The 24,561-nt window shown below is 58.2% G+C and carries 19 protein-coding genes, 1 pseudogene and 1 riboswitch; of the genes and pseudogenes, 10 read left to right on the forward strand and 10 right to left on the reverse strand.

All coding sequences use genetic code 11. The features are described from left to right. Window positions 1–83 precede the first annotated feature (83 nt). Together AB4P92_RS01470 and AB4P92_RS01475 are read left to right on the forward strand one after the other, a co-directional pair. Window positions 84–1,211 carry an alanine--glyoxylate aminotransferase family protein gene (locus tag AB4P92_RS01470; protein ID WP_395598703.1) on the forward strand — a complete coding sequence of 376 codons (1,128 nt, stop codon included), beginning with the start codon at window positions 84–86 and terminating at the stop codon, window positions 1,209–1,211. A 295-nt stretch (window positions 1,212–1,506) separates the two neighbouring features. Further along, window positions 1,507–1,785, forward strand: a pseudogene (locus AB4P92_RS01475) (hypothetical protein); the annotation flags it as partial. A gap of 348 nt (window positions 1,786–2,133) precedes the next feature. Here AB4P92_RS01475 and AB4P92_RS01480 read toward each other — a convergent pair. Both AB4P92_RS01480 and AB4P92_RS01485 read right to left on the reverse strand, forming a co-directional pair. Beyond that, the gene (locus AB4P92_RS01480; RefSeq protein WP_395598704.1) at window positions 2,134–2,925 is read right to left on the reverse strand and encodes a CPBP family intramembrane glutamic endopeptidase; all 792 of its coding nucleotides are present in this window, start codon (window positions 2,923–2,925) and stop codon (window positions 2,134–2,136) included. Between the two features lie 208 nt (window positions 2,926–3,133). After that, complete coding sequence (locus tag AB4P92_RS01485; RefSeq protein ID WP_395599720.1) at window positions 3,134–5,260, reverse strand: TonB-dependent siderophore receptor; 2,127 nt, start codon at window positions 5,258–5,260, stop codon at window positions 3,134–3,136. Window positions 5,261–5,586: 326 nt separating this feature from the next. Between AB4P92_RS01485 and AB4P92_RS01490 the strand changes: the two genes are divergently transcribed. Both AB4P92_RS01490 and AB4P92_RS01495 read left to right on the forward strand, forming a co-directional pair. Beyond that, window positions 5,587–6,402 (forward strand): DUF1206 domain-containing protein, encoded by an 816-nt coding sequence (locus tag AB4P92_RS01490; protein WP_395598705.1) that lies wholly within the window; start codon window positions 5,587–5,589, stop codon window positions 6,400–6,402. Between the two features lie 188 nt (window positions 6,403–6,590). Beyond that, window positions 6,591–7,799 (forward strand): sensor histidine kinase, encoded by a 1,209-nt coding sequence (locus AB4P92_RS01495; RefSeq protein ID WP_261735415.1) that lies wholly within the window; start codon window positions 6,591–6,593, stop codon window positions 7,797–7,799. Here AB4P92_RS01495 and AB4P92_RS01500 read toward each other — a convergent pair. Then, window positions 7,756–9,261, reverse strand: a complete 1,506-nt coding sequence (locus AB4P92_RS01500; protein WP_261735387.1) for a sensor domain-containing diguanylate cyclase — start codon at window positions 9,259–9,261, stop codon at window positions 7,756–7,758. The two genes, AB4P92_RS01495 and AB4P92_RS01500, sit on opposite strands and share 44 nt — an antisense overlap. Window positions 9,262–9,509: 248 nt before the next feature. Then, window positions 9,510–9,704: riboswitch (cobalamin riboswitch) on the forward strand. Between the two features lie 143 nt (window positions 9,705–9,847). Here AB4P92_RS01500 and AB4P92_RS01505 point away from each other — a divergent pair. From AB4P92_RS01505 to AB4P92_RS01515, 3 genes are read left to right on the forward strand one after another with little or no spacing between them, the layout of a single operon-like run. Continuing rightward, complete coding sequence (locus AB4P92_RS01505) at window positions 9,848–10,861, forward strand: ABC transporter substrate-binding protein (protein WP_395598706.1); 1,014 nt, start codon at window positions 9,848–9,850, stop codon at window positions 10,859–10,861. After that, the gene (locus tag AB4P92_RS01510) at window positions 10,858–11,874 is read left to right on the forward strand and encodes an iron ABC transporter permease (RefSeq protein ID WP_042559102.1); all 1,017 of its coding nucleotides are present in this window, start codon (window positions 10,858–10,860) and stop codon (window positions 11,872–11,874) included. The genes AB4P92_RS01505 and AB4P92_RS01510 overlap by 4 nt, the downstream gene beginning before the upstream one ends. Then, window positions 11,871–12,662 (forward strand): ABC transporter ATP-binding protein, encoded by a 792-nt coding sequence (locus AB4P92_RS01515; RefSeq protein WP_395598707.1) that lies wholly within the window; start codon window positions 11,871–11,873, stop codon window positions 12,660–12,662. Before AB4P92_RS01510 ends, AB4P92_RS01515 begins: the two co-directional genes overlap by 4 nt. Before the next feature lie 4 nt (window positions 12,663–12,666). On the opposite strand, the gene AB4P92_RS01520 is transcribed toward AB4P92_RS01515, so the two are convergent. Next, window positions 12,667–13,128 (reverse strand): GNAT family N-acetyltransferase, encoded by a 462-nt coding sequence (locus tag AB4P92_RS01520; protein ID WP_234451733.1) that lies wholly within the window; start codon window positions 13,126–13,128, stop codon window positions 12,667–12,669. Between the two features lie 83 nt (window positions 13,129–13,211). Beyond that, window positions 13,212–14,123: a ZIP family metal transporter gene (locus AB4P92_RS01525; protein ID WP_395598708.1), complete on the reverse strand. Its 912-nt coding sequence runs from the start codon at window positions 14,121–14,123 to the stop codon at window positions 13,212–13,214. A gap of 322 nt (window positions 14,124–14,445) precedes the next feature. Between AB4P92_RS01525 and AB4P92_RS01530 the strand changes: the two genes are divergently transcribed. Together AB4P92_RS01530 and AB4P92_RS01535 are read left to right on the forward strand one after the other, a co-directional pair. Continuing rightward, window positions 14,446–16,854 carry a glucose/quinate/shikimate family membrane-bound PQQ-dependent dehydrogenase gene (locus AB4P92_RS01530; protein ID WP_210624356.1) on the forward strand — a complete coding sequence of 803 codons (2,409 nt, stop codon included), beginning with the start codon at window positions 14,446–14,448 and terminating at the stop codon, window positions 16,852–16,854. Between the two features lie 95 nt (window positions 16,855–16,949). Further along, window positions 16,950–18,239: a carbohydrate porin gene (locus tag AB4P92_RS01535; RefSeq protein WP_395598709.1), complete on the forward strand. Its 1,290-nt coding sequence runs from the start codon at window positions 16,950–16,952 to the stop codon at window positions 18,237–18,239. 65 nt (window positions 18,240–18,304) lie between these two features. Here AB4P92_RS01535 and AB4P92_RS01540 read toward each other — a convergent pair whose 3' ends face one another. After that, window positions 18,305–18,496, reverse strand: coding sequence for a hypothetical protein (locus tag AB4P92_RS01540; RefSeq protein ID WP_042559096.1), 192 nt, complete (start codon window positions 18,494–18,496; stop codon window positions 18,305–18,307). A 177-nt stretch (window positions 18,497–18,673) separates the two neighbouring features. Here AB4P92_RS01540 and AB4P92_RS01545 point away from each other — a divergent pair, with 177 nt between their 5' ends. Beyond that, the gene (locus AB4P92_RS01545) at window positions 18,674–19,576 is read left to right on the forward strand and encodes a bestrophin family protein (RefSeq protein ID WP_395598710.1); all 903 of its coding nucleotides are present in this window, start codon (window positions 18,674–18,676) and stop codon (window positions 19,574–19,576) included. 57 nt (window positions 19,577–19,633) lie between these two features. Here AB4P92_RS01545 and AB4P92_RS01550 read toward each other — a convergent pair whose 3' ends face one another. The 4 genes from AB4P92_RS01550 to AB4P92_RS01565 all read right to left on the reverse strand — a co-directional run bounded on the left by AB4P92_RS01550 (window position 19,634) and on the right by AB4P92_RS01565 (window position 24,322). Next, window positions 19,634–19,882: a hypothetical protein gene (locus AB4P92_RS01550; RefSeq protein ID WP_042559094.1), complete on the reverse strand. Its 249-nt coding sequence runs from the start codon at window positions 19,880–19,882 to the stop codon at window positions 19,634–19,636. Between the two features lie 147 nt (window positions 19,883–20,029). Further along, window positions 20,030–21,238: a chromate efflux transporter gene (chrA, locus tag AB4P92_RS01555; RefSeq protein ID WP_395598711.1), complete on the reverse strand. Its 1,209-nt coding sequence runs from the start codon at window positions 21,236–21,238 to the stop codon at window positions 20,030–20,032. Between the two features lie 218 nt (window positions 21,239–21,456). Then, window positions 21,457–22,212, reverse strand: coding sequence for a hypothetical protein (locus tag AB4P92_RS01560; RefSeq protein ID WP_395598712.1), 756 nt, complete (start codon window positions 22,210–22,212; stop codon window positions 21,457–21,459). 250 nt (window positions 22,213–22,462) lie between these two features. Further along, a complete protein-coding gene (locus tag AB4P92_RS01565) occupies window positions 22,463–24,322 on the reverse strand; it encodes an ABC transporter ATP-binding protein (RefSeq protein WP_042562058.1) in 1,860 nt (619 codons plus the stop codon). Window positions 24,323–24,561 lie beyond the last annotated feature (239 nt).

Below are 24,561 nucleotides of genomic sequence, written 5' to 3' on the forward strand. Positions count from 1 at the left end.
TGCGTAATTCGATGAGCCCATTAGTGCCTTTTGCCTACACTCCTTGGCATTGATGTTTACCTCTGTGCCCAAGGAGTCACCTTATGTCCAAGCTCTACCCCAGTGTCGATCCCGAGGGGCTAATCGAGTACTCAGTGGTCTACACCGACCGCTCGCTAAACCACATGTCGCAGTCCTTTCAAGGGGTGATGAAGAACATTTCCGCAACCCTGAAACAGGTCTACAACGCCGAGGCTGTTGCGGTGGTTCCGGGCAGCGGCACATTCGGCATGGAGGCGGTGGCGCGGCAGTTCGCCACCGGCCAGCAATGTCTGGTGATTCGCAACGGCTGGTTCAGCTATCGCTGGAGCCAGATCCTTGAGATGGGCAACATTCCGGCCGCCACCACGGTACTCAAAGCCCGGCCAGTGGAAACGGGTCACCAAGCGGCCTATGCCCCGCCGCCTCTGGACGAAGTGCTGGCAGCCATTGCGGCGCAGAAGCCGCAAATAGTTTTCGCGCCCCATGTTGAAACTTCATCCGGGATCCTCCTGCCCGACGAGTACTTACGGGCAGTCGGCGACGCCGTGCATGCGGTAGGCGGCCTGTTCGTGCTGGACTGCATCGCTTCAGGCACGATTTGGGTGGATATGCACAAATGCGCCGTCGACCTGCTGATCAGCGCACCGCAGAAAGGCTGGAGCGCCTCCCCTTGCTGCGCCCTGGTAATGCTCAGCGCTCGGGCCCTCGCGCGCATCGAACAGACGCAAAGCAGCAGCTTTGCCTGCGACCTGAAAAAGTGGCTGCAGATCATGCAAGCCTACGAACAGGGCGGACATGCCTACCATGCGACCATGCCCAGCGATGCCCTCGCGCGGTTCAACGAAGTGATGAAAGAGACGCAAGCCTACGGTTTCGACAAAGTTCGCGACGAGCAACAGGCGCTGGGTGATCGGGTTCGCGTCCTGTTGACCGGTAAAGGCTTCAAAAGCGTGGCGGCTGCCGGCTTTCAGGCCCCTGGCGTCGTGGTCAGCTACACCGATGATGCCGACATCAAGAACGGCAAGAAATTTGCCCACCATGGCCTGCAAATCGCTGCCGGCGTGCCGTTGCAATGCGACGAACCGGCCGACTTCCAGACCTTCCGCATCGGGCTGTTCGGCCTTGAGAAACTGCAGAATATCGAGCGTACGATCAATATGCTTGAGCAGGCAGTGGATGAGGTTATTTAGATACCCGGCCGCGTGCGTCCAGATAAATGGTGCCTTGGCAGAGGCTTGAACCGTGTGCTGGAACTCGTATGAACGGGTGGATGAGAGCAACTGTCTGACTACCCGACAATCAGATCCGACCGTGGGCGTTTGGCCGTTCAAACTGGCCACTACGACCTATACTGCCGAAGCACTGTCGTCGAGGCGGTGACAAGTCGTTTCGCCCGGCCTCGGCGCTGCGCGTGCTGTCGTATGACCATGACGCTCGTGCAGTACGTACAACCACTCTCAAACAGAAGGAGAATGTCGCATGAATATGAACAAGTTTTTGCTGGGTGCCACCACTTTACTGTTTGCCACCGTAGCCAGTGCTGATATTCCGCTACTCAACTACGACTGCCCGACTAATATCGCCGTGCATGCGGATCAGGGTGGGCCGGTGTACATCAATGGCAAGGAGGCCAAACTGAAGAAGTTCAATAACAACGCCTATGAAGCCAAAGGCTCTGGCGTGACGATTTCCCTCACGCGCAATCCAGATGAGTCATGGGACGTATCCTATACCGGTAAAGGCGGGGCCAATGGGGTGTGCAAGCCAGCGACATCTGGCGCTGCGAGTGCTGCCGGTAGCGCCAGTGGCACATCTGCCACCAGCAAGGCAGAGAAAGCCTGCCTGGCCGAGGTGGCGAAGAAAACCGGTGTGGCCGTCAGCAAACTTTCGGTGACCGACGTCATGACCGCCGAAGCGGGAGTTGGCGTGACGATCAAGGTACCTGACGCGGACGCTCCTTGGTCGTGCCTGTCTGATGCCAGTGGCAAAGTCCAAGGTGCAAGTTATACCGGATCTGAAGGCAAACTCTGAGTTCTAGCCAAGCGCCTTCTGCTTGCGCGATCGGCATCCCAACAGGGCTTCGCCCTGCCGATCGCGCAACTCAGCGACGCCTTAATGCCCAGAGGGTAGCGCAACCAACAGGGCGATAATGAAAAGCGTCCAGTCGTTGAGTATATGAGCGCCCGTGGAGACCCAGATGTTCTTCGTCATGATGTAGGGCAGCAGCAGAATCAGCCGCGCGCTGCCGATGACAACGAACGCCTGCACCATGCTCCAATCATAGGTCGGCAAGTGCGCCGCGCCGAATAGCAGGGCCGACAAGAGCCAAGCACCGATGATCGCCCCCTTGCGCGACCAGTGCAGCCGCACAATCAGGAACGTCATGATTGCGAGGAATGGCAAAATCGTCAGCACCTCCTCGCCCAAAACCTGCGGCAGCGTCTTGAGAAAGAAGAGCAGGTGCTCGACGGTTGTTTGCGACGCCAGCCCGGCGAAAACCGGGTTCGAGTGCATGCCTATGGTCTTCATGACCACCAGGCCGATGACCATGGTCACGATGTTGAGCAGCGCGAACAGTATCATCCACTTGATGTCGCGGATCGTGACCCTGCGGAACAATGCCCAGCCATGTTGCCGCGTGATCCATGCCAGCACCGCCAGCGGGATGGCGAAGAACAGGATTGCGGGAATGAATTGCCCAACGCTTCCCGCAAACAATGGCAATGGCGCTATTAGCACCAGGAACCCGGCCACCACCCCAAGCATTAACAGCATCCATTGTTTGCCTGAAAGGCCCATGGGCTTGCCGTTGTAGTACGGGAAGTCGTCGTCGGGGTACTCCAGCCAACGGAAAAGCTGAACTGCCGCGGATTCGTCGGCACTGACCTGCTTGCGGTTATCCACGGGGGACCTCTCTGCGACGGAACTCCACACTGCCATTCACCGTAGCAGTGCTGGGCCGAGTCGCAAGGCGTTTTCGTACGCCGAGCAAAGACACCCCGCTGACAGAGACAACCAGCCCTATCTGCTGGTGCTGGTTGGGAAATTGTCAGAAAAGCAGAGCGAGCGTGTCTATTTGCTTAGCGTCAGGTCGTCGGTGCGTCCGGATCATCTACAAGGTGTAAGAAACACCCACTTGAACGGTTCGCGGTTCACCAGGGTATGCGTAGACATTGCCGAAGGCGCCTTCTTCATAGTCGCGGTCGAAGACATTCTTCACATCAAGATTAAGCCTGACCTTGTCGTTGATCTTGTAGAAGCTGAGCAAATCAACAACGGTGTAACTGCCCATTGAAAACGCCGTGTTAGCAGTCTGACCGGCACGTTCGTCAACGTACTTGCCGCCCATACCCAAACCCAATCCCTTCAGATTGCCATCCTGAAATTCATAAACGTTGAGCAGGCTGAAGCTGTTCTTCGGAATGTTCATCAGTCGCGTGCCCGACTGGATTACATTGTCCTTGGTGACTTCAGCGTCCACATAGGCATAACCGCCAATCACCCGCCACTCTGGGGTTACGTTGCCTGCGACGTTGAGATCAAACCCACGGCTGCGTACCTCTCCAGCTGCCACGCTGAAAGTGGAGTCCACGGGATCGGTGGTGAGGACGTTTCGTTTTTCAATCTGGTAGATCGCTGCGTCAACGCTTAACTGGCGATCCAGCGCTTCCCATTTGATCCCCATCTCATAAGACTTACCCTTTTCCGGTTCAAAACCGCCGCCCTGCCGACTTGCTCCCGTATTGGGTTTGAATGAGCGCGCGGTATTGGCATACACCGCGACGGTATCGGTAAGGTCATAAAGCAAGCCAAGACGCGGGGTTACCGCATTGTCGCTTGCCTCCCAGCTTTTACCGCCTGGTACATAGGTTTCATAGTCATGCTCGAAACGTTCGAAACGGGCGCCCGCCAGAACTTTCAGGCGCTCGGTCAATGCCACTTGATCCTGGATGAAGGCGGCGTAGGTCTTGAGATTTTCCTTGTCGTGGGTCGGCGTACGGGTCAGGGCGGGACGCGCCTGACCATATACCGGATTGAAGATATCAATCGGGTAGGCACCTACCGCGCCACTGGAACGCTGGATGATGGACTTGTAGTCGTAATCCTCGTACTCGATTCCGGTCAACAGCGTGTGATCGAAGCCCCCGGTTGAGAAATGTCCGGTGAGGTTCAGTTGGGTATCCTTGTCCGTCCACTCCAGTTTGCGATAGTTGAAGTTACGCCCCAGCGTGCGCCCGTCGGCAGCGACGCCATTCGCTTCAATGGCGTTGCCATGCAGTGTCCCATCGAGCCATTGGAAACCACCGCCCAACGTCCAGTTATCGCTCAGTAGATGTTCGAAACGCAGCTGCGCCATGTTGTTGTCGTTGTGCAATTTGCCAACATCTTTTTCGCCAAAGAAGGTATCGCGAGACGCGGTACCGATCTGATTCGGATAACGCGTGACACCACGATCCAGCGGGTGATTATTGCGCATGAAATCACCCTCGAAGATCACCTTGGTGTCGTCGCTGGCCTGCCAGGAAATAACCGGCGTCACGCCATAGCGCTCGGTTTCAACATGATCGCGAAAGGTATCACCGCCCTCACCCACCACATTCAAGCGATAGGCCAGGCGGCCTTCTTCGTCGATCGGGCCGGAAGCATCCAGCGTGCCACGCTTCATTCCCTGATCATCGAGTTGGCTGCCCAGGGTCACGGTGCGCTCCATCAAAGGCTGTTTGGAGACCACGTTGAACGTGCCACCTGGATCACCCCGGCCATAGAGAGTAGTGGCGGGGCCTCGCAGTACCTCAAGACGCTCGATGGTGTTCGCATCGGGCATGTTCGGATAACCACGGTTGATCGGGAAACCGTTGCGATAGAACTCGCCCGTGGTAAATCCACGCACCGTGAAAGTAGTCAGTCCCTGGCCTCCGAAGTTATTGGCCCGCCCTACCCCTCCGGCGTAATCAAGCGCGTCCTGAAGCCGAGTAGCGCCGATGTCTTCGACAGCGTCTTTGGTCACCACGCTCATTGACTGCGGGGTCTCGTGAATCGACGTGTCGGTTCGTGTTGCGCTGGCAGAGCGCGTTGCTCGGTAGCCCTTCACCGGCCCTTGGGCGGCTTCGTACTGCGCAGTACCGACGATGTCGGTCGCCTCCAACTCCAGAATGGTTGTATCGGATGTCGCCTGCTCCGCCCAGGAAGAAGCGGAAAACGCCTGAAGCACGCAGATGGAAAGCAGAGTACGACGCATCGAGGGAGCCTTGAGGAAATAGCCAAATGGGACGGCATACGTGCCAATAATTTGCGGGAAATAATATCTGACATTTCCAGCATTTGATACGTATTCGCATTTGTATTCATCAACGCCGCTTGAATAGCCGTGTTGAAGATCGATCCCTCCAGACAACCCAACCTGTGCAACCAATGCATCCTCGCGTGGTGACAATGAAAATGCTGGGTGTTGCCCATTGCCACTTACGACTCACAACCCTTCAGGTCGCCGCACACCGCTTTATCGAACCCCTGCAGCCGCGGCGGGTCTGCTCGTATACAACTTCTCTGCTCGGAAATATTTAAATGCTCGCCCAACACACCCTTGTTCTGCTCGCGCGTTGCGGTTACGCCGCTCGGGGCGTTATGTATCTGATCATTGGGATATTCGCGCTGCTGGCGGCTCAAGACGCTACGAAACCAAAAGACAGTCATAAAAGCCTCGAGGCACTGCTGAGCCAGCCATTTGGGTATGTTTTGATTGGACTGGTGGTGGCAGGTTTACTCGCCTTCGCGGCGTGGCGCGTGTTGCAAGCTATTCGCGACGTTGATCATCACGGTACCGAACTCAAGGGGCTCGTCATTCGTGCAGGTTTGTTCGCGGGAGGTGTGGTCAATGGCGCGCTGGCGTTTTTTGCATTGGGCCTGCTCGTCAGTGGTGCTGGAAGCTCGGGTAACTCCGGGGATGGCAAGACGAAGGATTTGTTGGCGCATCTTTTGTCGTTCGAGCATTCCAACCTGCTGATCTACCTTGTTGCGCTAGTTCCGTTTGGTGTCGGCATTGCGCACATCATCAAAGGCTGGAAAGCGTCGTTCGAGAAGTACTTTGAAGCCGACGAAGACGTTATGCGCTATATCCGCCCGGTGTCGCGATTCGGACTGATTGCACGAGGCGTGGTGTTTATCGAGATTGCAGTGCTAATGGCGATCAGCGGCTCTCTTTACAAAGCCACGAATCCCCCGGGCATGAAGGAAGCCCTTGATGCTCTGCAAAGTATGCCTTTTGGCGGTTTGATTCTGATGGTGATGGCGTTGGGGTTGATCGCCTTCTCGGTTTACAGTTTTTCCGAAGGCGCCTGGCGCAAAATAAACATGGACGTGCCGGGCGTAGAGAAGCACTAGCGGCAAAGTGAATGCTGGTCGCAGGAAGTTGTAAGGCGAGCGCCCTTGTACGCATAACGCAATCAGCGTTCAGGGCGCAGCGTTTCATAGGACAGCGCAGCAAAACAGCAAATCCGTGTTCTACTTCACGTTGCGGCTTCCCCATCACTCCTGTCTGGAACTCGCCCTCCTGACCAGGATCCATGCACATGCGACTGTCTGACTTCATCACCGCCAACCTCGAGCCGATTCTGCAGGACTGGGACGATTTTGCGCGAACGATTGAGACACCCGGTGCACCGCTGGACACAGAAGCCCTGCGTGATCATGCCGAACAGATGCTCGACGCCATAGTGCTCGATCTACGGACTAAACAGACTGCAAAAGAACAACTGGCGAAGGCGCATGGCAATGCCCCGTCCAACGATCTGGAAACACCCGCTGAAACCCACGCGGTCACGCGGCTCATGGCAGGCTTCACGATCGATCAGATGGTCTCCGAATATCGCGCGCTCAGAGCCAGCGTACTCAACCAGTGGTCTAAACAGATCAAGGCCGGCACGCCACTCGACATCGATGACATGACGAGATTTCATGAGGCAATCGACCAAGCCCTCGCCGAGTCAATTGCAAGCTATTCGCGAGCCGTTGAAGCGTCACGGAATCTATTTCTGGGCATCCTTGGCCATGATCTGAGAACCCCGCTGGGCGCGATCTTGCTCGGCGCCGACATGTTGCGGCGCTCAGAAGACATAGGCACCAAGGCCACGAAGATTTCCACGCAAATTTACACCAGCGTCAAGCGCGCCAGTCAGATTGTCGGTGACCTGCTGGATTTGACACGTTGCCAGATGGGCCCCGGCATACCTGTTAAAACAAAGCGCCTGGATTTGTTGCCCTTGTGCGAGCGCATCGTTGATGAACTGCGGGCGTTCTACCCGAGTGCCGCTATCTTCTTTGAGCCAAAAAGATCCTGTCATGGTGAATTCGATGGCGCACGGATGGAGCAGGTTCTTTCCAACCTGATCGGCAATGCCGTGCAGCATGGCGATAACCAACGGCCAGTGACCGTTACTCTGGATACCGATGAGGAGCATGTGATTTTCACCGTGCATAACAGCGGTGAGCCCATTCCAGATGATGTGATGCCGTTCATCTTCAACCCGATGGGCCGTTTTTCTCAGCACTCGATCATCGACCATGACCCAAGTGAAGGCTTGGGACTGGGGTTGTTTATTGCTTCAGAGATCGTTACATCGCACGGCGGCGTCATCGAGGTCACTTCGGATTCGCAAAGCGGTACTACCTTCGTCGTCACGGTTCCAAAGCTTCATCGCAAGCACAATGATTCCTGGCATCTGCAGCAAATGACACTTACAGCCCACCCCTCACATACTGATTTCGACCCCGTGCCTTAGCGGTGTACAACGCCTGATCGGCCACCTCGATCAAACCTTGCAGGTGATCCAGTTCCGACAACGTAGCGGTCGCAATCCCGATGCTGACACTGACACGTCCGAGCGGGCTGGCGGTGTGGGGGATGTTTGCTTGCTGCAAGCGGTCGATGATCAGTTGCGCCACTATTGCGGCGCCGTCGCTGTCGGTGTCAGGCATGATCACGGCCATCTCTTCACCGCCATATCGGGCCACCAGGTCCGACGGGCGCCGCACACATTCGTCCAGGATTCTGCCAACGGTTTGCAGACAGGCGTCACCGGCAACATGCCCGAGTGAATCGTTGAACAGCTTGAAATGGTCGATATCGATCATCAGCAATGCCAACGTCGTGCCGTCACGTCGTGCGCGCCGGGCTTCCATGGCGAGGCTTTGATCAAAGCAGCGTCGATTGGCCAGACCGGTCAGGGCATCTTTCATCGCCAGCAACTCCAGTTGCCGATTGGTTGAGAGCAACTGCTGCTGGGCTCCTCGCAACTGATCTTCTGCCCTGGTACGCCGACGGATATCCACAATCAGGAACCAGCCGATGAGGCCCGTGAGCCCCAGCAGCCCGGTTACCACCACCGCCGACAACAATGCCTCCGTGCGCCACGCGGCGAGAGCTTCGCGCTTGCCGAGTGCCACCGTCGTTATCAGCGGCAGCCGGTCACTCTTGCGGAAAGCGTAGAGCCGCTCGACACCATCCAGGCTGGATGTAAACGACGCGGTGCCGACTGATCGATCCACCAGATACTTGGCATAGATGGGCGATTGGGAAAAGTTGCGACCCATGTCCTGCTCGCGGAATGGATAACGAACCAGCAACGTACCATCGGTGTAGGACAACCCGATGGCGCCCTCCTGCCCCACGTCGATCTTTCCGAACAACCGAAGAAAGTTTTCGACGCCCAACGTGACCGCCACCACCCCGGCAAACTCTCCGCGCGCATCATTGAAGCGGCGGCTGAGGGTGATCACCCATTCCTGATTGGAGCGGCTCTGGATAGGCGGACCGATAAAGGTCTCACGGCTGGGATCGTCGCGATGATGAATGAAATAGGCCCGATCGCTGCTATTCGCCCCGGCCGGAATCGGTCGGTTGGAGGACATCAGCCAGCGTCCCTGATTGTCGTAAATCGTGATACCACTGAGCTGTGGCATCAACGATTCCTGGCGGATGATCAATGCACTCAGCCGCTGAATCTGCGCGGGGCCGCTACCTTCGATTTCCAGGCGCTCGACAAGCCCGAGTAAAAGCAGCGAGCTCTGGCGGACAATTCCCTCGGAGTAGGTAGAAAGCGCCTGGGTCAGGTTCAAGCCGTGGACATCCACTTCCTCCAGTGCTCGATCTCGAGAGGCCAATACTTTCCAGACCGTCAATGACGCCAGAGAGCAACCGATCACGAACAGCAAAAGCACAACCAGGTGCGAATCACGCTTCACGTCATTACCTTCAGAAAAGTCCGGTTTTCCGTTCCCGTGACTATTGGGTCAGGGCAATAGCTGGGGCCATTCGTCCTCGTGTAACGCAAGGATACAAGTTGCGCAAAATCGTTGCAGTAACTGAATAGTGGGAGAAAAAGGTGCTGCGCATAAAGTACTTTAATGGTCTGTTGTCCTCACCAGCCCTCCTGCTGACGCCGCCCCACCCCTTGAACGAGCACGCCCGTTCGCCTCAACCGCCACGATCGGATACCATGCCGCCCGCCGGTTTCCAATTGGGATTAATAGGGAATCCGTGATGCGCCCAACGCATCAAACGGAACTGCCCCCGCAACTGTAGATGCTGAGCCTTAGTCCGAACTGCCACTGGGATTGCTCCCGGGAAGGCTGACGCAGGCGACGACGCATCAGTCAGGAGACCTGCCGGCCAAGCAACAATCACTAACCGGCGGGGTGTCCGGGAAGGACATCCTTGTGCGCGCGTCACTTCGGTGATCGGCCTGGCACTGCTTTTAAGGCAGCGTAAGCGATGTGTTTCCAGAACCTGCACCCTGGCTCCGTGTACGGTTCAAATGGAGATTGCATCATGCTGTTGCCTCGTTTTGTCGCCCTCGTCGTTGGCCTGGGTGTTGGCGCCCTCGCCCATGCTGCACCGACGCAGTACCCCCTGACGATTGAAAACTGCGGCAGCACGCTGACCTTCGCGCAGGCTCCTGCCCGTGCGGTGACCATCGGCCAGGCCGGCACGGAAATGCTTTTTGCGCTCGGGCTGGCTGACAAAATGGTCGGCACATCGCTGTGGTTCAACGATGTGCTGGTGCAGTACAAGGCGCAAAACGACAACATCGAGCGCTTGGCCGATAACGAACCGAGTTTCGAATCGGTGATTGCCAAGCGCCCGCAACTGGTGGCTGTCGAACTGGAATGGATGGTCGGGCCACAAGGCGCGGTCGGCACCCGCGAACAGTTTCACGAACTGAAGATTCCGACGTATCTGATGCCGTCTGACTGCGAGGCCAAGGACAATCTGGTCGGTTCCGACGGCACGCGTCTGGCGCCGTTTCGCATCGACAGCATCTATAAAAGCATCACCCAGTTCGGTGAGATTTTTGATGTCCAGGCGCGTGCGCAGCAGCTGAACACAGACCTCAAGGCAAGCCTGGCCAAGTCCATTGCCATGGCGAATGGCAAGAACCCGAAAGACATCAGCGCGTTGGTCTGGTTTTCCAGTGCCAGTCTGGATATCGACCCGTACGTTGCAGGGCACAAGGGCGTTCCAGACTTCATGCTCAACACGCTGGGCGTGCGCAACGTCGTGGAGTCCGATGAGGAATGGCCAACCGTCGGCTGGGAAACCATCGCCAAAGCCAACCCGACGTTCCTGGTCATCGCACGCATGGATCGCCGGCGCTTCCCGGCTGATGACTACCTGAAGAAGCTGGAATTCCTGCGCAACGATCCCGTGACCCGCAACATGGACGCGGTGAAAAACAACCGCATCATTATTCTCGACGCCATGGCCATGCAGGCCAGCATGCGCACATTCGACGGTATCGCCGCGCTGGCGAGCGCCATCAACGGATACGACCTGTCCAAATGACCGCGACGTTGATACGCACTTTGCTTGCACTGACGATCCTGCTTTTAGCGGTGATTGCGGGTGTGGCGATTGGTGAGACAACCATTGATCCCATCGTGGTGTTCCAGGTGCTGGCCAACAAACTGTGGGCGGCCGGGTATGTTCTTGATCCGATCGACGAAGGCATCGTCTGGAACTATCGCCTGACTCGCGCGCTGGTGGCTGCCGCTTGCGGCGCTGGCCTGGCGACTTGCGGGGTGATTCTGCAATCGCTGCTGCGCAACCCGTTGGCCGATCCCTATCTGCTGGGCATTTCCGCTGGTGCTTCGACGGGCGCGGTGATGGTCGCGTTGCTCGGGTTCGGCGCGGGGGCGATTTCCATGTCAGTTGGCGCGTTCGGCGGCGCTGTTGTGGCGTTCGCCGTGGTGGTTTTGCTCGGCCGCGCCGCTGGCTCACCGGGTAATACCGGCCAGATCATTTTGGCGGGGATCGCCGGCTCGCAGCTGTTCAATGCGCTCACGGCATTTCTGATCACCAAGTCGGCCAGTTCCGAACAGGCACGCGGCATCATGTTCTGGATGCTCGGCAATCTCAGCGGCGTGCGCTGGCCATCGGTGTGGCTGGCGGTGCCGGTGGCGGTCATCGGGCTCGTTGTGTGCCTGTGGCATCGGCGTGCGCTGGACGCGTTTACCTTCGGTGTAGATTCAGCTGCCTCGCTCGGGATTCCGGTGCGTCGCGTGCAATTGCTGTTGATCAGTTGTGCCGCATTGGTGACGGCTGTGATGGTATCGATTGTCGGCTCGATCGGTTTCGTGGGTCTGGTCATTCCCCACGCTGTAAGGCTTTTGCTCGGCACTCGACACACGCGTCTGCTGCCAGCGAGTGCACTGGGTGGCGCGGTGTTTCTGATTGCTGCTGATGTGCTGTCGCGCACGCTCATCAAAGGCCAGGTGATCCCGGTCGGCGTGATTACCGCGCTGGTCGGTGCGCCGGTGTTCGCGCTGATCCTGATCGGCCGGAGGAATGCCCGATGAATACGCTGTCCCCGGCTGCCGGCGAATCGGTGCTGCAGTGCTGCGGCCTCGGCTTTGATATCCGCGATGCAAGGTTGCTGCACGAGATCGATCTGGACATCCGCCGCGGCGAAACCCTTGGCCTTGTCGGCCCCAACGGTTCCGGCAAATCCACTTTGCTGAAATTACTCTGCGGCGTACGCGCGCCCAGTCGTGGCGACATCCATCTCCACGGCCAGCGTTTGAAGACGCTATCGCGCCGAACCGTCGCGCAAACGCTGGCAGTGGTTGAGCAGCAGGCGGACACCCTCGACGCGATCAGCGTGTTTGACGCAGTGGCGCTGGGTCGAACGCCCTGGCTGTCGGCGCTCAGTCCGTGGTCTGCCGAGGACGACGGCATCGTCGATCAGGCCTTGCGCGATGTTGACGCGGCGCATCTGCGCAATCGCTCCTGGCGCAGCCTTTCCGGTGGCGAGCGCCAGCGTGTGCACATCGCTCGCGCCCTCGCCCAGCGCCCGCAAATTCTGTTGCTGGACGAACCCACCAACCACCTGGATATCCAGCATCAACTGTCTATTTTGCATGTGGTGCAAGCGTTGCCGGTGACCACGGTGATTGCCCTGCACGACCTCAATCAGGCACTGACTTGTGATCGTTTGGCGGTACTGGAAAAGGGCCGACTCGTCGCCCTCGGCAAACCCCTTGAAGTGCTGACTGCGCAACGCCTGCTGGAAACGTTTGGTGTCCACGCGCACTACCTGACTGACCCGTTCGACGGCGCGCAGATCCTGCGATTGCGCTCCTCCTGATGGGTCAGTTTTGAATCCGGCAATCCATATGAGTCGTCTGCCAAACCGGGTCGGCATCCACAGCGATCACCTCAAAGCCACGCTTGAGCCAGAAATTGATCGCGCCCGGCAAGAAGGGGTGCGTGTGCAGGTAGATCACATGAACCCCTGCACGTTCGGCTGACGACTTCAGTTCTTGGTAAAGCTCACTGGCCAATCCTGAGCGTCTGAACTCGGGAACGACAAACAGCCGCACCACTTCCACGACCTCGAGTTGCTGATAGTCGAGGTGTTCGAAGCGATCGTCATAGGGTAGATAGCCGATCGTGGCGACGATGCGACCCTCATGACGGGCGAGCAGAAAACGTCCGGCGCCACTTATGTAAGTCTCTTCAAAATTCGCCAGATCTGGCGGGATTCCTGTGGCGCTCAGCTTCGGAAAAAGCTCAGCGCGAGCCTGCATGACAAAGTCGATGACCTCGGCCATTTCTGACCGGGCCACGGCCTCGATGTGGAATGTGGACACATGCCCTCCTTTGTTGACCATCGTTTTGACAAGACGATGAGCGATTAGCCCAGCGCCGTGTCGAGAAACATCATCACGCCGAACCCGAGCATCAGCCCCAGCGTCGCCGGTGTTTCGTGGCCATTGCGGTGCGTTTCGGGAATCACTTCGTGGGACACCACGAAAATCATCGCGCCAGCGGCAAGCCCCAGCGCAATCGGATAACCGAGGGCGAAGCTGCTGGAAATGCCCAGACCGACGACCGCGCCGATCGGCTCCATCAAGCCCGATGCGATGGCAATCATCGCCGCGCGCAGCGCTGAAATACCGGTCACCCGCAAGGCCAGAGCCACCGCCAGGCCTTCGGGAATGTCCTGAATGGCAATGGCTGTTGTCAGGGGCAGGCCGACCTGCATGTCGCCATTGGCGAAACTGACGCCGATGGCCATGCCTTCCGGCAAGTTGTGCAAGGTAATCGCCAAGACGAACAACCAGACCCGATTGATGCGCTCGACTTGAGGCCCGCGCCGTCCACTCTCGGTATGTTCGTGAGGGACGAATCGGTCGAGTCCGATCATCAACGCCACCCCCAGGCCAAATCCCAGCACGACGATGCCGGCAGCCAGCAATGGGCTGCCGCTAAGCTCCCGAGCAGCTTCGATACCGGGAAGAATCAATGAAAACGAACTGGCGGCGAGCATCATGCCGGCGGCGAAGCCGAGCATGATGTCCTGCGTGCGAGCGGCGATGTCGCGCAGCGCAATGGCCGCTACGGCGCCCAGTGCGGTTGCACCAAATCCGGAAAGTCCGCCCAGTACGGCGAGTTGCAAGTTATCGCGGTTGGCATTCACCAAAGCACCGTAGCCGCTGACCAGCAACAGCACCGCCACTCCTGCCAGTACCAGCCAAAACATCATGCCCATCCAGCGTCGGTTTGGCGGTTGAGTCGGCCTTGCAGACGCAACAGGTTGTGACATTGATCCTCCTGATTTTTCCAAGTTGGAACACCTCACGCCTGCGCCAGGATCGGCACCGGTGCAGGCATTCCACAATGATCTGAAACGCGGTCGAAAGGAATAATTGCAATTTTCATGGCGCGCCTGCGACGGGCGGCGCTCACCGCCGATTCTGCGCCTGTCGACAGCATTTGGCCAAACGGAACAAACGCTTAACGAGGTCCGAACCTTCCGATGGAGCGCTTGATTCAAGGACGAACTACGCTTGAAGCGTGAAATTGTGTTTTAACTAGGTAGTTACCTAACTATATAATAGGCGCCTCATTTCAACGGGGCTCTCAACGTGAAGCAAAGTCAACGCGTCTCTGGCGTATCAAAATTCATTCTGATCGGGCTGGGTGTGATCATCGCCCTGCTCGGTCTGGCGCTGGCGGCCGGGGGCGTGAAGTTGGTCGGCCTCGGTGGTTCGTGGTACTTCCTGGTCGGCGGTGTGGCGATGGCCATCGCCGGTGTTCTTATCGCGCGCTACAAGCCGGCCGGTGCCTGGTTGTTCGCAGCGTTCCTGCTCGCAACCGCTATCTGGGCGGTCAGCGACGTGGGCCTGGTGTTCTGGCCGTTGTTCTCGCGTCTGTTCATGTTCGGCGCGGTCGGCCTGGCCGTTACGTTGGTCTACCCCCTGCTGACGCGTGCCAACGGTGGCGTGCCTGGTCGTGGCGCTTATGGCGTTGCCGCCGTATTGGCGGTGGCACTGGCCGTTGCCGCCGGCAACATGTTCGTCGCCCACCCTACCGTCGCAGCGACCGGCACTGGCCCGGGGCTCACCCCCGTGGAGCCAGAAAAAGCACAGAAAGACTGGGCTCACTACGGTAATACCGAAGGCGGCAGCCGCTTCGCCGCGCTGGACCAGATCAACCGTACCAACGTCGACAAATTGCAGGTCGCATGGACTTACCACACCGGTGACGTCGCCGAGAGCGATGGCAACGGTGCCGAAGACCAGCTCACCCCGCTGCAGGTCGGCAACAAAGTGTTCATCTGCACCCCGCACAACAATCTGATCGCGCTGGATGCCGACACTGGCAAGGAAATCTGGAAAAACTCGATCAACGCCCAGTCGAAAGTCTGGCAGCGTTGCCGTGGCATGGCTTACTTCGACGCCACGGCGGCAGTCGCCAAGCCAGAAAACTCGCCGGTCGCTCAGGACACTGCCGCCGCCCTCCCTGCCCACTGCCAGCGCCGTTTGCTGACCAACACCATCGACGCACGCCTCATTGCTGTGGATGCCGACACCGGCGAGTTCTGCCGGGGTTTTGGCAACAACGGCCAGGTTGATCTCAAGGCCGGTCTGGGCAATGTCCCGGACAGCTACTATCAGCTGTCCTCCGCACCGCTGATGGCCGGGACCACCGTCGTCGTTGGCGGTCGTGTGGCCGACAACGTGCAAACCGACATGCCGGGCGGTGTGATCCGTGGGTTCGATGTGATGACTGGCGCCATGCGCTGGGCATTCGATCCGGGCAACCCGCAGGATCGCAACGCACCAGCCGAAGGCAGCACCTATGTGCGCAGCACGCCGAACAGCTGGGCGCCGATGTCTTACGACGCGGCGACCAACACCGTATTCCTGCCGATGGGCAGTTCTTCCACCGACATCTACGGTGTCGAGCGCAGCAAACTGGATCACACCTACGGTGCATCGATCCTCGCGCTGGACGCCAACAGTGGTGAAGAAAAGTGGGTGTTCCAGACCGTTCACAACGATCTCTGGGACTTCGACCTGCCGATGCAGCCGAGCCTGATCGACTTCACCAAGGACGGCAAAACCGTTCCGGCGCTGGTCATCGGTACCAAGGCTGGTCAGATTTATGTGTTGGATCGCGCCACCGGCAAACCGCTGACCAACGTTGAAGAAGTGCCGGTCAAAGCGGCCAACATCCCTAACGAGCCGTACTCGCCAACCCAGCCAAAATCGGTAGGCATGCCGCAGATCGGTGCGCAGCACCTGACCGAATCGGACATGTGGGGCGCGACGCCGTACGACCAACTGTTGTGCCGTATCGATTTCAAGTCGATGCGCTATGACGGTTTGTACACCGCGCCGGGCACCGACAAGTCACTGAGCTTCCCGGGTTCGCTGGGCGGCATGAACTGGGGCAGCATCTCCACCGATCCGGTGCATGGCTTCATCTTCGTCAACGACATGCGCCTGGGTCTGTGGATTCAGATGATCCCGTCGCAGAACAAGGCTCAGGCCGCTTCCGGCGGCGAATCACTGAACACCGGCATGGGCGCCGTGCCGCTCAAGGGCACGCCTTACGCGGTGAACAAAAACCGCTTTCTGTCGGTCGCCGGTATTCCTTGCCAGGCGCCGCCGTTCGGTACGCTGACCGCCATCGATATGAAAACCCAGAAAGTCGCCTGGCAAGTACCGGTCGGCACCGTTGAAGACACGGGCCCGTTGGGTATACGCATGCACCTGCCGATCAAGGTCGGTCTGCCAACCCTCGGCGGCACGCTGTCGACTCAAGGTGGCCTGATCTTTATCGCCGGTACTCAGGACTTCTACCTGCGCGCCTTCAACAGCGGCAACGGTGAAGAAATCTGGAAGGCGCGTCTGCCTGTGGGCAGCCAGGGCGGTCCGATGACTTACGTTTCGCCGAAGACCGGCAAGCAGTTCATCGTTGTCACCGCCGGTGGTGCTCGTCAGTCGACCGATCGTGGCGATTACGTGATGGCTTACGCGCTGCCGTAAACATCTGCGAGCCACTTCATTGCACTTGTGCGCGGCACCTTCGGGTGCCGCGCCGCTTTATGCCTATCGCTGAAGATTTCACCAGGAAGATTTCCATGTTTCGTTTTTCTCATATCGGCTGGCTCAATGGCGTGCTGTTGGGGCTGACCTGCAGCACCGCCCTGCCCGCCTTCGCCGATACCGGTTCGAACCTCTTGACCCGCAACACCCTGACTGGCGATTGGGGCGGCCTGCGCCACCAGATGGACGAAGACGGCATCAAGTTCACCGGCGATTACAGCGGCGAGACGGCCTACAACGCCGACGGTGGGCTGCATCGTTCGGCGCGTTACTCGCAGAACATCAAGCTGGGTGTGCAGTTCGACCTGAGCAAACTGTACGGCGTGGACAACGCCGGCAAGGTCCAACTGACCATCAACGACCGTCGCGGCAATAGCGCCTCTGAAGATCTGGTCGGCAACCGTCTGCCAATCCAGGAAAACTACGGTGGCCTCTACACACGTCTGACCGAGTTGAGCTACGAACGCTCACTGTTTACCCCGGCGCTGAACGTCAAACTCGGCTACATGGCCATGGGCAACGACCTCGGCGGGCTGGACAGTGGCATTCTCTGCAACTTCATGAACGCCGGTTTCTGCGGCCACCCGCTGAACATGTCCGGCGGCAGCGGCTGGACCAACTACCCCAACGCCCGGTTGGGTGTGCGGGTGAAATATGACCTGTCGCCATCGTGGCAACTGCGTGTGGCGGCATTCAATGTCGACCCCGAGAGCAACGGTGACGCCAGCCGTGCCTGGCATCTTGGCCCGAAACACACCACGGGCACCGTGGTGCCGATCGAGTTGGTGTACAAGCGCGCAGGTGACTTGCCGGGTGAATACAAGGTTGGTTACTACTACGACAGCTCCGATGTAAAACGCATCGACAGCGACAAGGAAGTGTCCGGTCGCGGTGGTCATTACTTGCTGGTCGATCAGGCGGTGTGGCGCTCGCAGGCGTCCGAAGGTCGCAGCCTGCACGCCTTCGGCCAATATTCGGCAGCCAGCACCGCCGCCTCGCCGTTCAGCAAGTGGTATGGCACGGGCGTGGTCCTGTACAAACCGTTCGAAGGCCGGCCGCGTGATACCGTTGCCCTTGGGTATGGCCGCGCTGTGCCCAACCCGCGCAGTCGCGATGTGCAACAAGACGCCGCACTCAACAACGGCACAGCGTTCCCGAATCTGGACAGCGCCGAACAGTTGATCGAACTCGGTTACGGTTATCAGGCCACGCCCTGGCTGACCTTGCGGCCGAATATGCAGTACATCATCGAGCCGGGCGCTTTTTCCGGCCAAGACATCGACAATGCGCTGGTGTTTGGCTTGCAGGTGAAAGCTGCGCTCTGATTGGTCGATTGCAGACCAAAAAAAACCGGCGGAATGCCGGTTTTTTTATGGCTCGATTATGTTGATCAAGGATGCTCGCTTGATACCGAGTTATTCGCATCCACATCGCTCATGTCTTCCTCGAGCGGCGCTTCGTCGTCTGCTGGCAACGGGACCTCAGGTTCATCGCGCCGCGGATCGTGTCCGGTCTCGTTGTCTGTGGTGCGTGTCACTTCCTGCTGAGACTTGTTGCCTGGCGCGTTTTCATCAATTTCCATGCTGGCTCTCCAACCGGGGCGCGGGAAGTCCGTGCTTGAAGTTCAGAAGCGATCCGCTCTGAGGAGTGCCGCGTTCTGGACGAATGGACGACAGGTATTTCAATCAGCGAACCTTTACCCCGAAAACACCGTCCGAGCTAGGGCGTAAATGCTTACCGCTCGCCTCGAGGTTTCCGTTTGAAAGCTGCCATCATCAAAAAATACCGTCTGATCATCAAAACCATGGGCTATGTCGGCTGGGCCCTGTTTTGGCTATTGCTCTGGGATATCGCCGTCACCGTAGACTTCATGTTGTTTCTAAATGCCAAGATCAACCTGCCGCTGATGCCCCTGACATTGCTCGGTTCAGCATTGGTGGTGTTGATCAGCTTTCGCAACAGCAGTGCCTATAACCGTTGGTGGGAGGCGCGAACGCTGTGGGGCATGATGATCAACAGTTCCCGCAGCTACGCCCGGCAAGTGCTGACGCTGCTGGACGACACCGGCAGCGAGGTGAATCCGGTCAAATCAACCCTGCTGCGCCGTCATGTGGCCTATGTGAATTGCCTCGCTGCGCATCTTCAAGGCGAGCCTTGCCCCGAAGAAATTCGCGCGTTTATCCCTGCCGACGAGTTCGCCCGCAGCGGCACCACCAATAACTTCGCCAACGACATCCTCACCGGTTCCGCCGCCCTGCTGGCGAAAGAATACAAGGCCGGGCGACTGGACAGCATTCGCCTTGCGCGGCTGGAATCGACCATGGTCGATCTGTCCAACAGCCAAGGCGGAATGGAGCGGATCGCCAATACGCCGCTGCCGTACCCTTATGTGTATTTCCCACGGCTGTTTATTTCTCTGTTCTGCCTGATCGTGCCAGTGGGGCTGGTGGAATCCCTGGGTTGGTACACCCCGCTCGCCTCGACCGTGGTGGGCTTTATGCTGCTGGCCATCGAACGTATCGGCACCGATCTACAGAGCCCGTTTCGTCTCAGTGAACACCAGATTCAGATGGAAGCGCTGTGCGAAACCATCGAGAAAAACCTGCAGTCGATGCAGCGTGATTCCTTGGGTGATGTGCACAGGGTTGAGGCGCTGGCCTGAAGTGAAGCCATCGGCTTGAGGAAAGCTAGGGCGTAAAGCCCTAGCAGATTGCAGGTGTCACTTTTTCTTCTTTGCAGGCTTATCAGACTTCTCTGATTTCTTGGCCTTTTCTGGCTTGCTATCAGCCTTCTTTGCAGACTTCTTGGGTTCGGCGTCTTTCTTTTTGTCCTTCTTGTCGGAGGATTTGGAAAGCGTCGAAGCCGCCGCTGATTTTTTTGCCGGTGATGATTTTTTGTCTTTCAAGTCCTTGCTGGCTTTCGAAGCGTCACCTTTGCTTTTCTTCTCGTCTTTAGCCACGTTGATCACCTCTCGGAGGGTGCCGATATTGGCACATTGCCTGTGTGATTATTCACAAGCTAATCATTAGGTGAGCGAGCCCAAGAGCGGTTCAAATTTTTTATGCGTTGAGATCGGCTTTGAGGGATACACCGCTTACTTGGCAGGTGACCTGGTTCATACCAAGACACTCATCACCCACCCCGCCACTCCCGTGCCGATTACAACCAGCCACGCCGGCAACTTCCACACCATCAGCGCCATCAGGGCAACCAGTGCGAGGCCGAAGTCTTGCGGCTTGAGAATCGCGCTGGTCCACACAGGTTGATAAAGCGCGGCCAGCAACAGGCCAACGACGGCCGCGTTCACCCCGGCCAAAGCGGCTTGTGCACGCACGCTGCGACGTAAATGTTCCCAGAAAGGCAAGGCGCCGACGACCAACAAAAACGCTGGGGCAAAGATCGCCAGCAAGCAGATCATGGCGCCCGCCCAACCTGAAGGTGGGAAGCTCATGGAGGCGCCGAGAAACGCCGCGAACGTAAACAACGGACCCGGCACAGCCTGCGCAGCACCGTATCCTGCGAGGAACGTTTCGTTGTTGACCCAACCGGAGGGCACTACTTCTGCTTGCAGAAGAGGCAGAACCACGTGGCCGCCGCCGAATACCAGGGAGCCGGAACGGTAGAAAGCATCGACCATTGCCAGGCTTTGATCGGTTACCCGTTCGGCCAACAACGGTAGCCCCACCAACAACAGAAGAAACAAGGCCAGCCACATCACCCCGGCTCTGCGGCTGACCGGTAAAGACAGCACGTCGTGCTCGACACGTTGCGCGGGTTTGAACAGCATCAGCCCCACCCATCCAGCCACGACAATCACGCTGACCTGCCCCCAGGCAGACGGCGCAAGCAACGCGACGCACGCGGCAATCACCATGAGGATAATTCGCGGTACGTCCGTGCACAGGTTTCGAGCCATTCCCCACACGGCTTGAGCAACCACCGCGACAGCCACGATTTTGAGTCCGTGCAGAGCGCCGGGCGAAAGAACAGCGCCGTAACGGGACAGGCCCAGCGCAAACAAAATCATCAGCATCGCCGACGGCAACGTGAACCCGGCCCAAGCAGCGAGCGCACCGCGATATCCTGCGCGGGACAGGCCCAAAGCGATGCCGACCTGACTGCTCGCCGGTCCCGGCAGAAACTGACACAACGCGACCAAATCGGCATAGCTGCGCTCGGTCAGCCATTGCCGCCGGCTGACGAACTCATGGTGGAAGTAGCCCAGGTGAGCAATGGGACCACCGAATGAAGTCAATCCGAGCCGCAGAAAGATCAGAAACACCGACCAGGCACTGTTTCGTTCAGTCGTACAAGAGTCGGCCATGTACCCGCGTTCCTTCTTGAATAGTCGAGCAACGATAGCGTATTTCGATTTATTGAGAAGTTACAGGGTCGTTGTTCCATTACCGTTAAAACGCTGCGGACGCTGATCAACTGCTTCCTGCCGCACCACCTGCAACGGCTGGAGCATTGGCATCCGGGCCAGAGTAGTAACGAGTGGCCGAAAGCTGAGACTCAGAATGCGAACGCCCAACAAACCGCTTAGAGCTGCATTTCGGCGAGCGCCCTGCGCAGGGGCTGATCGGATATCTGGATAGGGCCGTGAAATGGCACATCCATGTCCAGCACGAGGTAAACAGAGGCCGCGATGAGCAATGACGAGACAATGAACATTCCAATCACCATCGAGTTCCGGGGAGCGCGGTATCCGAAACTGGCGAAGATGAGTGTCAACCAGGCAACCAGCATCCCAATCAAAGGGCCCGGAATCGCCCCCTCTGACTGCTCGACGATCCTCCAGCGTTGCTCGATGAGCGAATGATATTGCTGACGGATATCCTGAAGCATCGTTTCATGGAAGCGATCCGGTGGCTTTATGCCGGTCAACGACTTGCCTATGTCATCCAGGTATTTAGCCGCTTCGCTGTCGCGATGCTGCAAGGCCTCATCACCTCGATACGGAGTCTCGATAGCGCGCTCGAGATAGGTGATCAGACGGTTGCGCGTGTCTTGTGTCGCCTCTCCATAGCCTCGTAGCGTCCGGTCAAAAATAATCAGACTGGTTGCATAGCCATGGAAGTTCGCATCTATGGACTCGTAGGTGTTTTTGGCAGAATTGATCATCAGACCAAAGACCAGCGACGTCATGACCACAAAAATGTTGGCGACCAGGCGAATGACGGTATTGGTCTCGTCATCCCGGTGGTGGGACGCCAGCTTGGGGTACCCATTCATCATGAAAAGCGAAGCAGCAACCAGGCACCCGAAAATGGCCAGGGCGATCCAGAGAGAGTTCATGCATCAGCACCCTGAGCAGTTGAGTCAAGTCTTGGAGCATAGACTGTCAGGCGTTCTCGGAGTTTCCCTGTTCAGATACAGGTTTGCCTGCTGGGGAATGACCGCGATGCTGAGTCGAAAGCCGGCGTTGGTGAATGGCAGGTATGGGTCGACCTCTGCCCAAAATTCTGGTTAACCACGGGCTACTGTCGGCCCATATAGAGGGCGCATGGACGGAATTCAACATATCCGCGCCATGCGCCCTGGCATCTCAAGCCTGATCCAGTGCCTCGACCAACCCCTTGTCTTCACCCAGAAACCCGCCGCTTTGATGTTGCCAAAGCCGCGCGTACACGCCGTTCCTCTCCAGTAATTCGCTATGGGTGCCCTGTTCGATAATGCGTCCGTCATCCATCACGATGAGCCGGTCCATGGCCGCGATCGTCGACAGCCGATGGGCGATAGCAATCACGGTTTTGCCCTGCATCATGTCATCGAGGCTTTCCTGAATGGCCACTTCGACTTCCGAATCCAGCGCGCTGGTGGCTTCATCAAGCAGCAGGATCGGCGCGTTCTTGAGCATTACCCGGGCAATCGCGACGCGTTGCCGTTGACCGCCCGACAGCTTGATGCCCCGCTCACCGACCAGTGTGTCGTAGCCGCTATGGCCTTGGCGGTCGCTCAGTTGACTGATGAACTCATCGGCCTGGGCGCTGGCGGCGGCGCTGCGGATTTGCGCATCGGTGGCGTCGGGACGGCCGTAGGCGATGTTGTCGCGAATCGAACGATGCAGCAGCGAGGTGTCCTGGGTAACCATGCCGATGGCGCTGCGCAGACTGTCCTGGGTCACTTTCGCGATGTTTTGCCCGTCGATGCGAATCTCGCCGCTGTCGACGTCATAGAAGCGCAGCAGCAAGTTGATCAGCGTGGATTTGCCGGCGCCGGAGCGGCCGACCAGACCGATTTTTTCACCCGGGCGGATGTTCAGGCTGAGGCCATCGAGCACCTGGCGTTCGCCGTTGTAGTTGAAGTGCACCTTATCGAAAGTAACGGCGCCGCCCTTGGTCACCAGCACACCTGCATCCGGCGCGTCCTGCACCTTGGCGCCTTGCGTCAGCGTGGCCATGCCATCCTGCACGGTGCCAATGCTCTCGAACAACGAGGTCATCTGCCACATGATCCAGTTCGACATGCCGTTGATGCGCAACGCCATGGCAGTGATTGCCGCCACGGCACCGGCGCCGACATCGCCCTGGTGCCAAAGCCACAGGGCGTAACCACCCGCGGACATGATCAACCCTACCACCAAGGCCTGGTTGACGATCTCGAACCTGCTGACGAGACGCATCTGGCGAAAACCGGTCAGCTTGAAATCTTCCATCGCTGCACGGGCGAAGTGCGCTTCACGATTGGAATGGGAGAACAGCTTCACCGTCGTGATGTTGGTGTAGGCGTCCGAGATACGCCCGGTCATCATTGACCGCGCATTGGCTTGCTCCTGCCCGACTTTGCCCAGCCGCGGCACGAAGTACCACATGGCCAGCGCGAACAACACTGCCCAGCCAATGAACGGCAGCATCAGTTTCAGCGCGAAGCCACCGGCCAGCGCGATGATCGCGATGAAATACACGCCGATCCCGGGAATGATCTCGATCAGGGTAAACAACACGTCACGCACTGCCAGCGCGGTTTGCATCACCTTGGTGGTGACCCGGCCGGAAAACTCATCGGAAAAAAACGAAAGGCTCTGCCGCAACATCAGGCGATGGAAATCCCAACGCAGGCGCAACGGCAAGTTAATCGCCAATATCTGGTGCTGCACCATGGTGCGCAACGCCACCAGCCCGACACTGGTCACCATGACAATGCCCATGCCCCACAACACCCGACTTTCCTGCGCGGCCGCTTCGCCGCCCGCCTGCCAGGTCGAGAGCAGATCCACGACCTGCCCAAGGAAGGAAAACAGCCAGGCTTCGTAAATCGACACAGCGGCACTCAGCAGCGCAAGCAGCAGAATGTAACCGCGCGCGCCTCGCGTACAGGCCCACAGAAAACGCGCCAGGCCGTTGGGCGGCGGTGGTACCTCGTCAGGCGGAAAAGGGTCGAGTCTTCGTTCAAACGCACGAAGCATAGTGATCTCCAAAACTTTCAAGTTGAGGGGATTCTGCCATTGAATGGTTGGCAGGAGGGCTTTGTGAAAAAGTGTGTGTCCGTGGCGACGGCTGCGGCCATAAACCACAGATCGCTTTTCACGCAGCTTTCCAGCAGGTCGAATAATGCGCGTCTGCCCAGCTTAGGAATGCGATCCCATCGAATTCGTATAACCACGGAATGTCCTGGCGCTGATAACGGTGCCCCTGACAGCGGCTA

Origin of the sequence: Pseudomonas sp. A0308, assembly GCF_044218815.1 — a bacterium.
Classification (GTDB): domain Bacteria; phylum Pseudomonadota; class Gammaproteobacteria; order Pseudomonadales; family Pseudomonadaceae; genus Aquipseudomonas; species Aquipseudomonas iridis.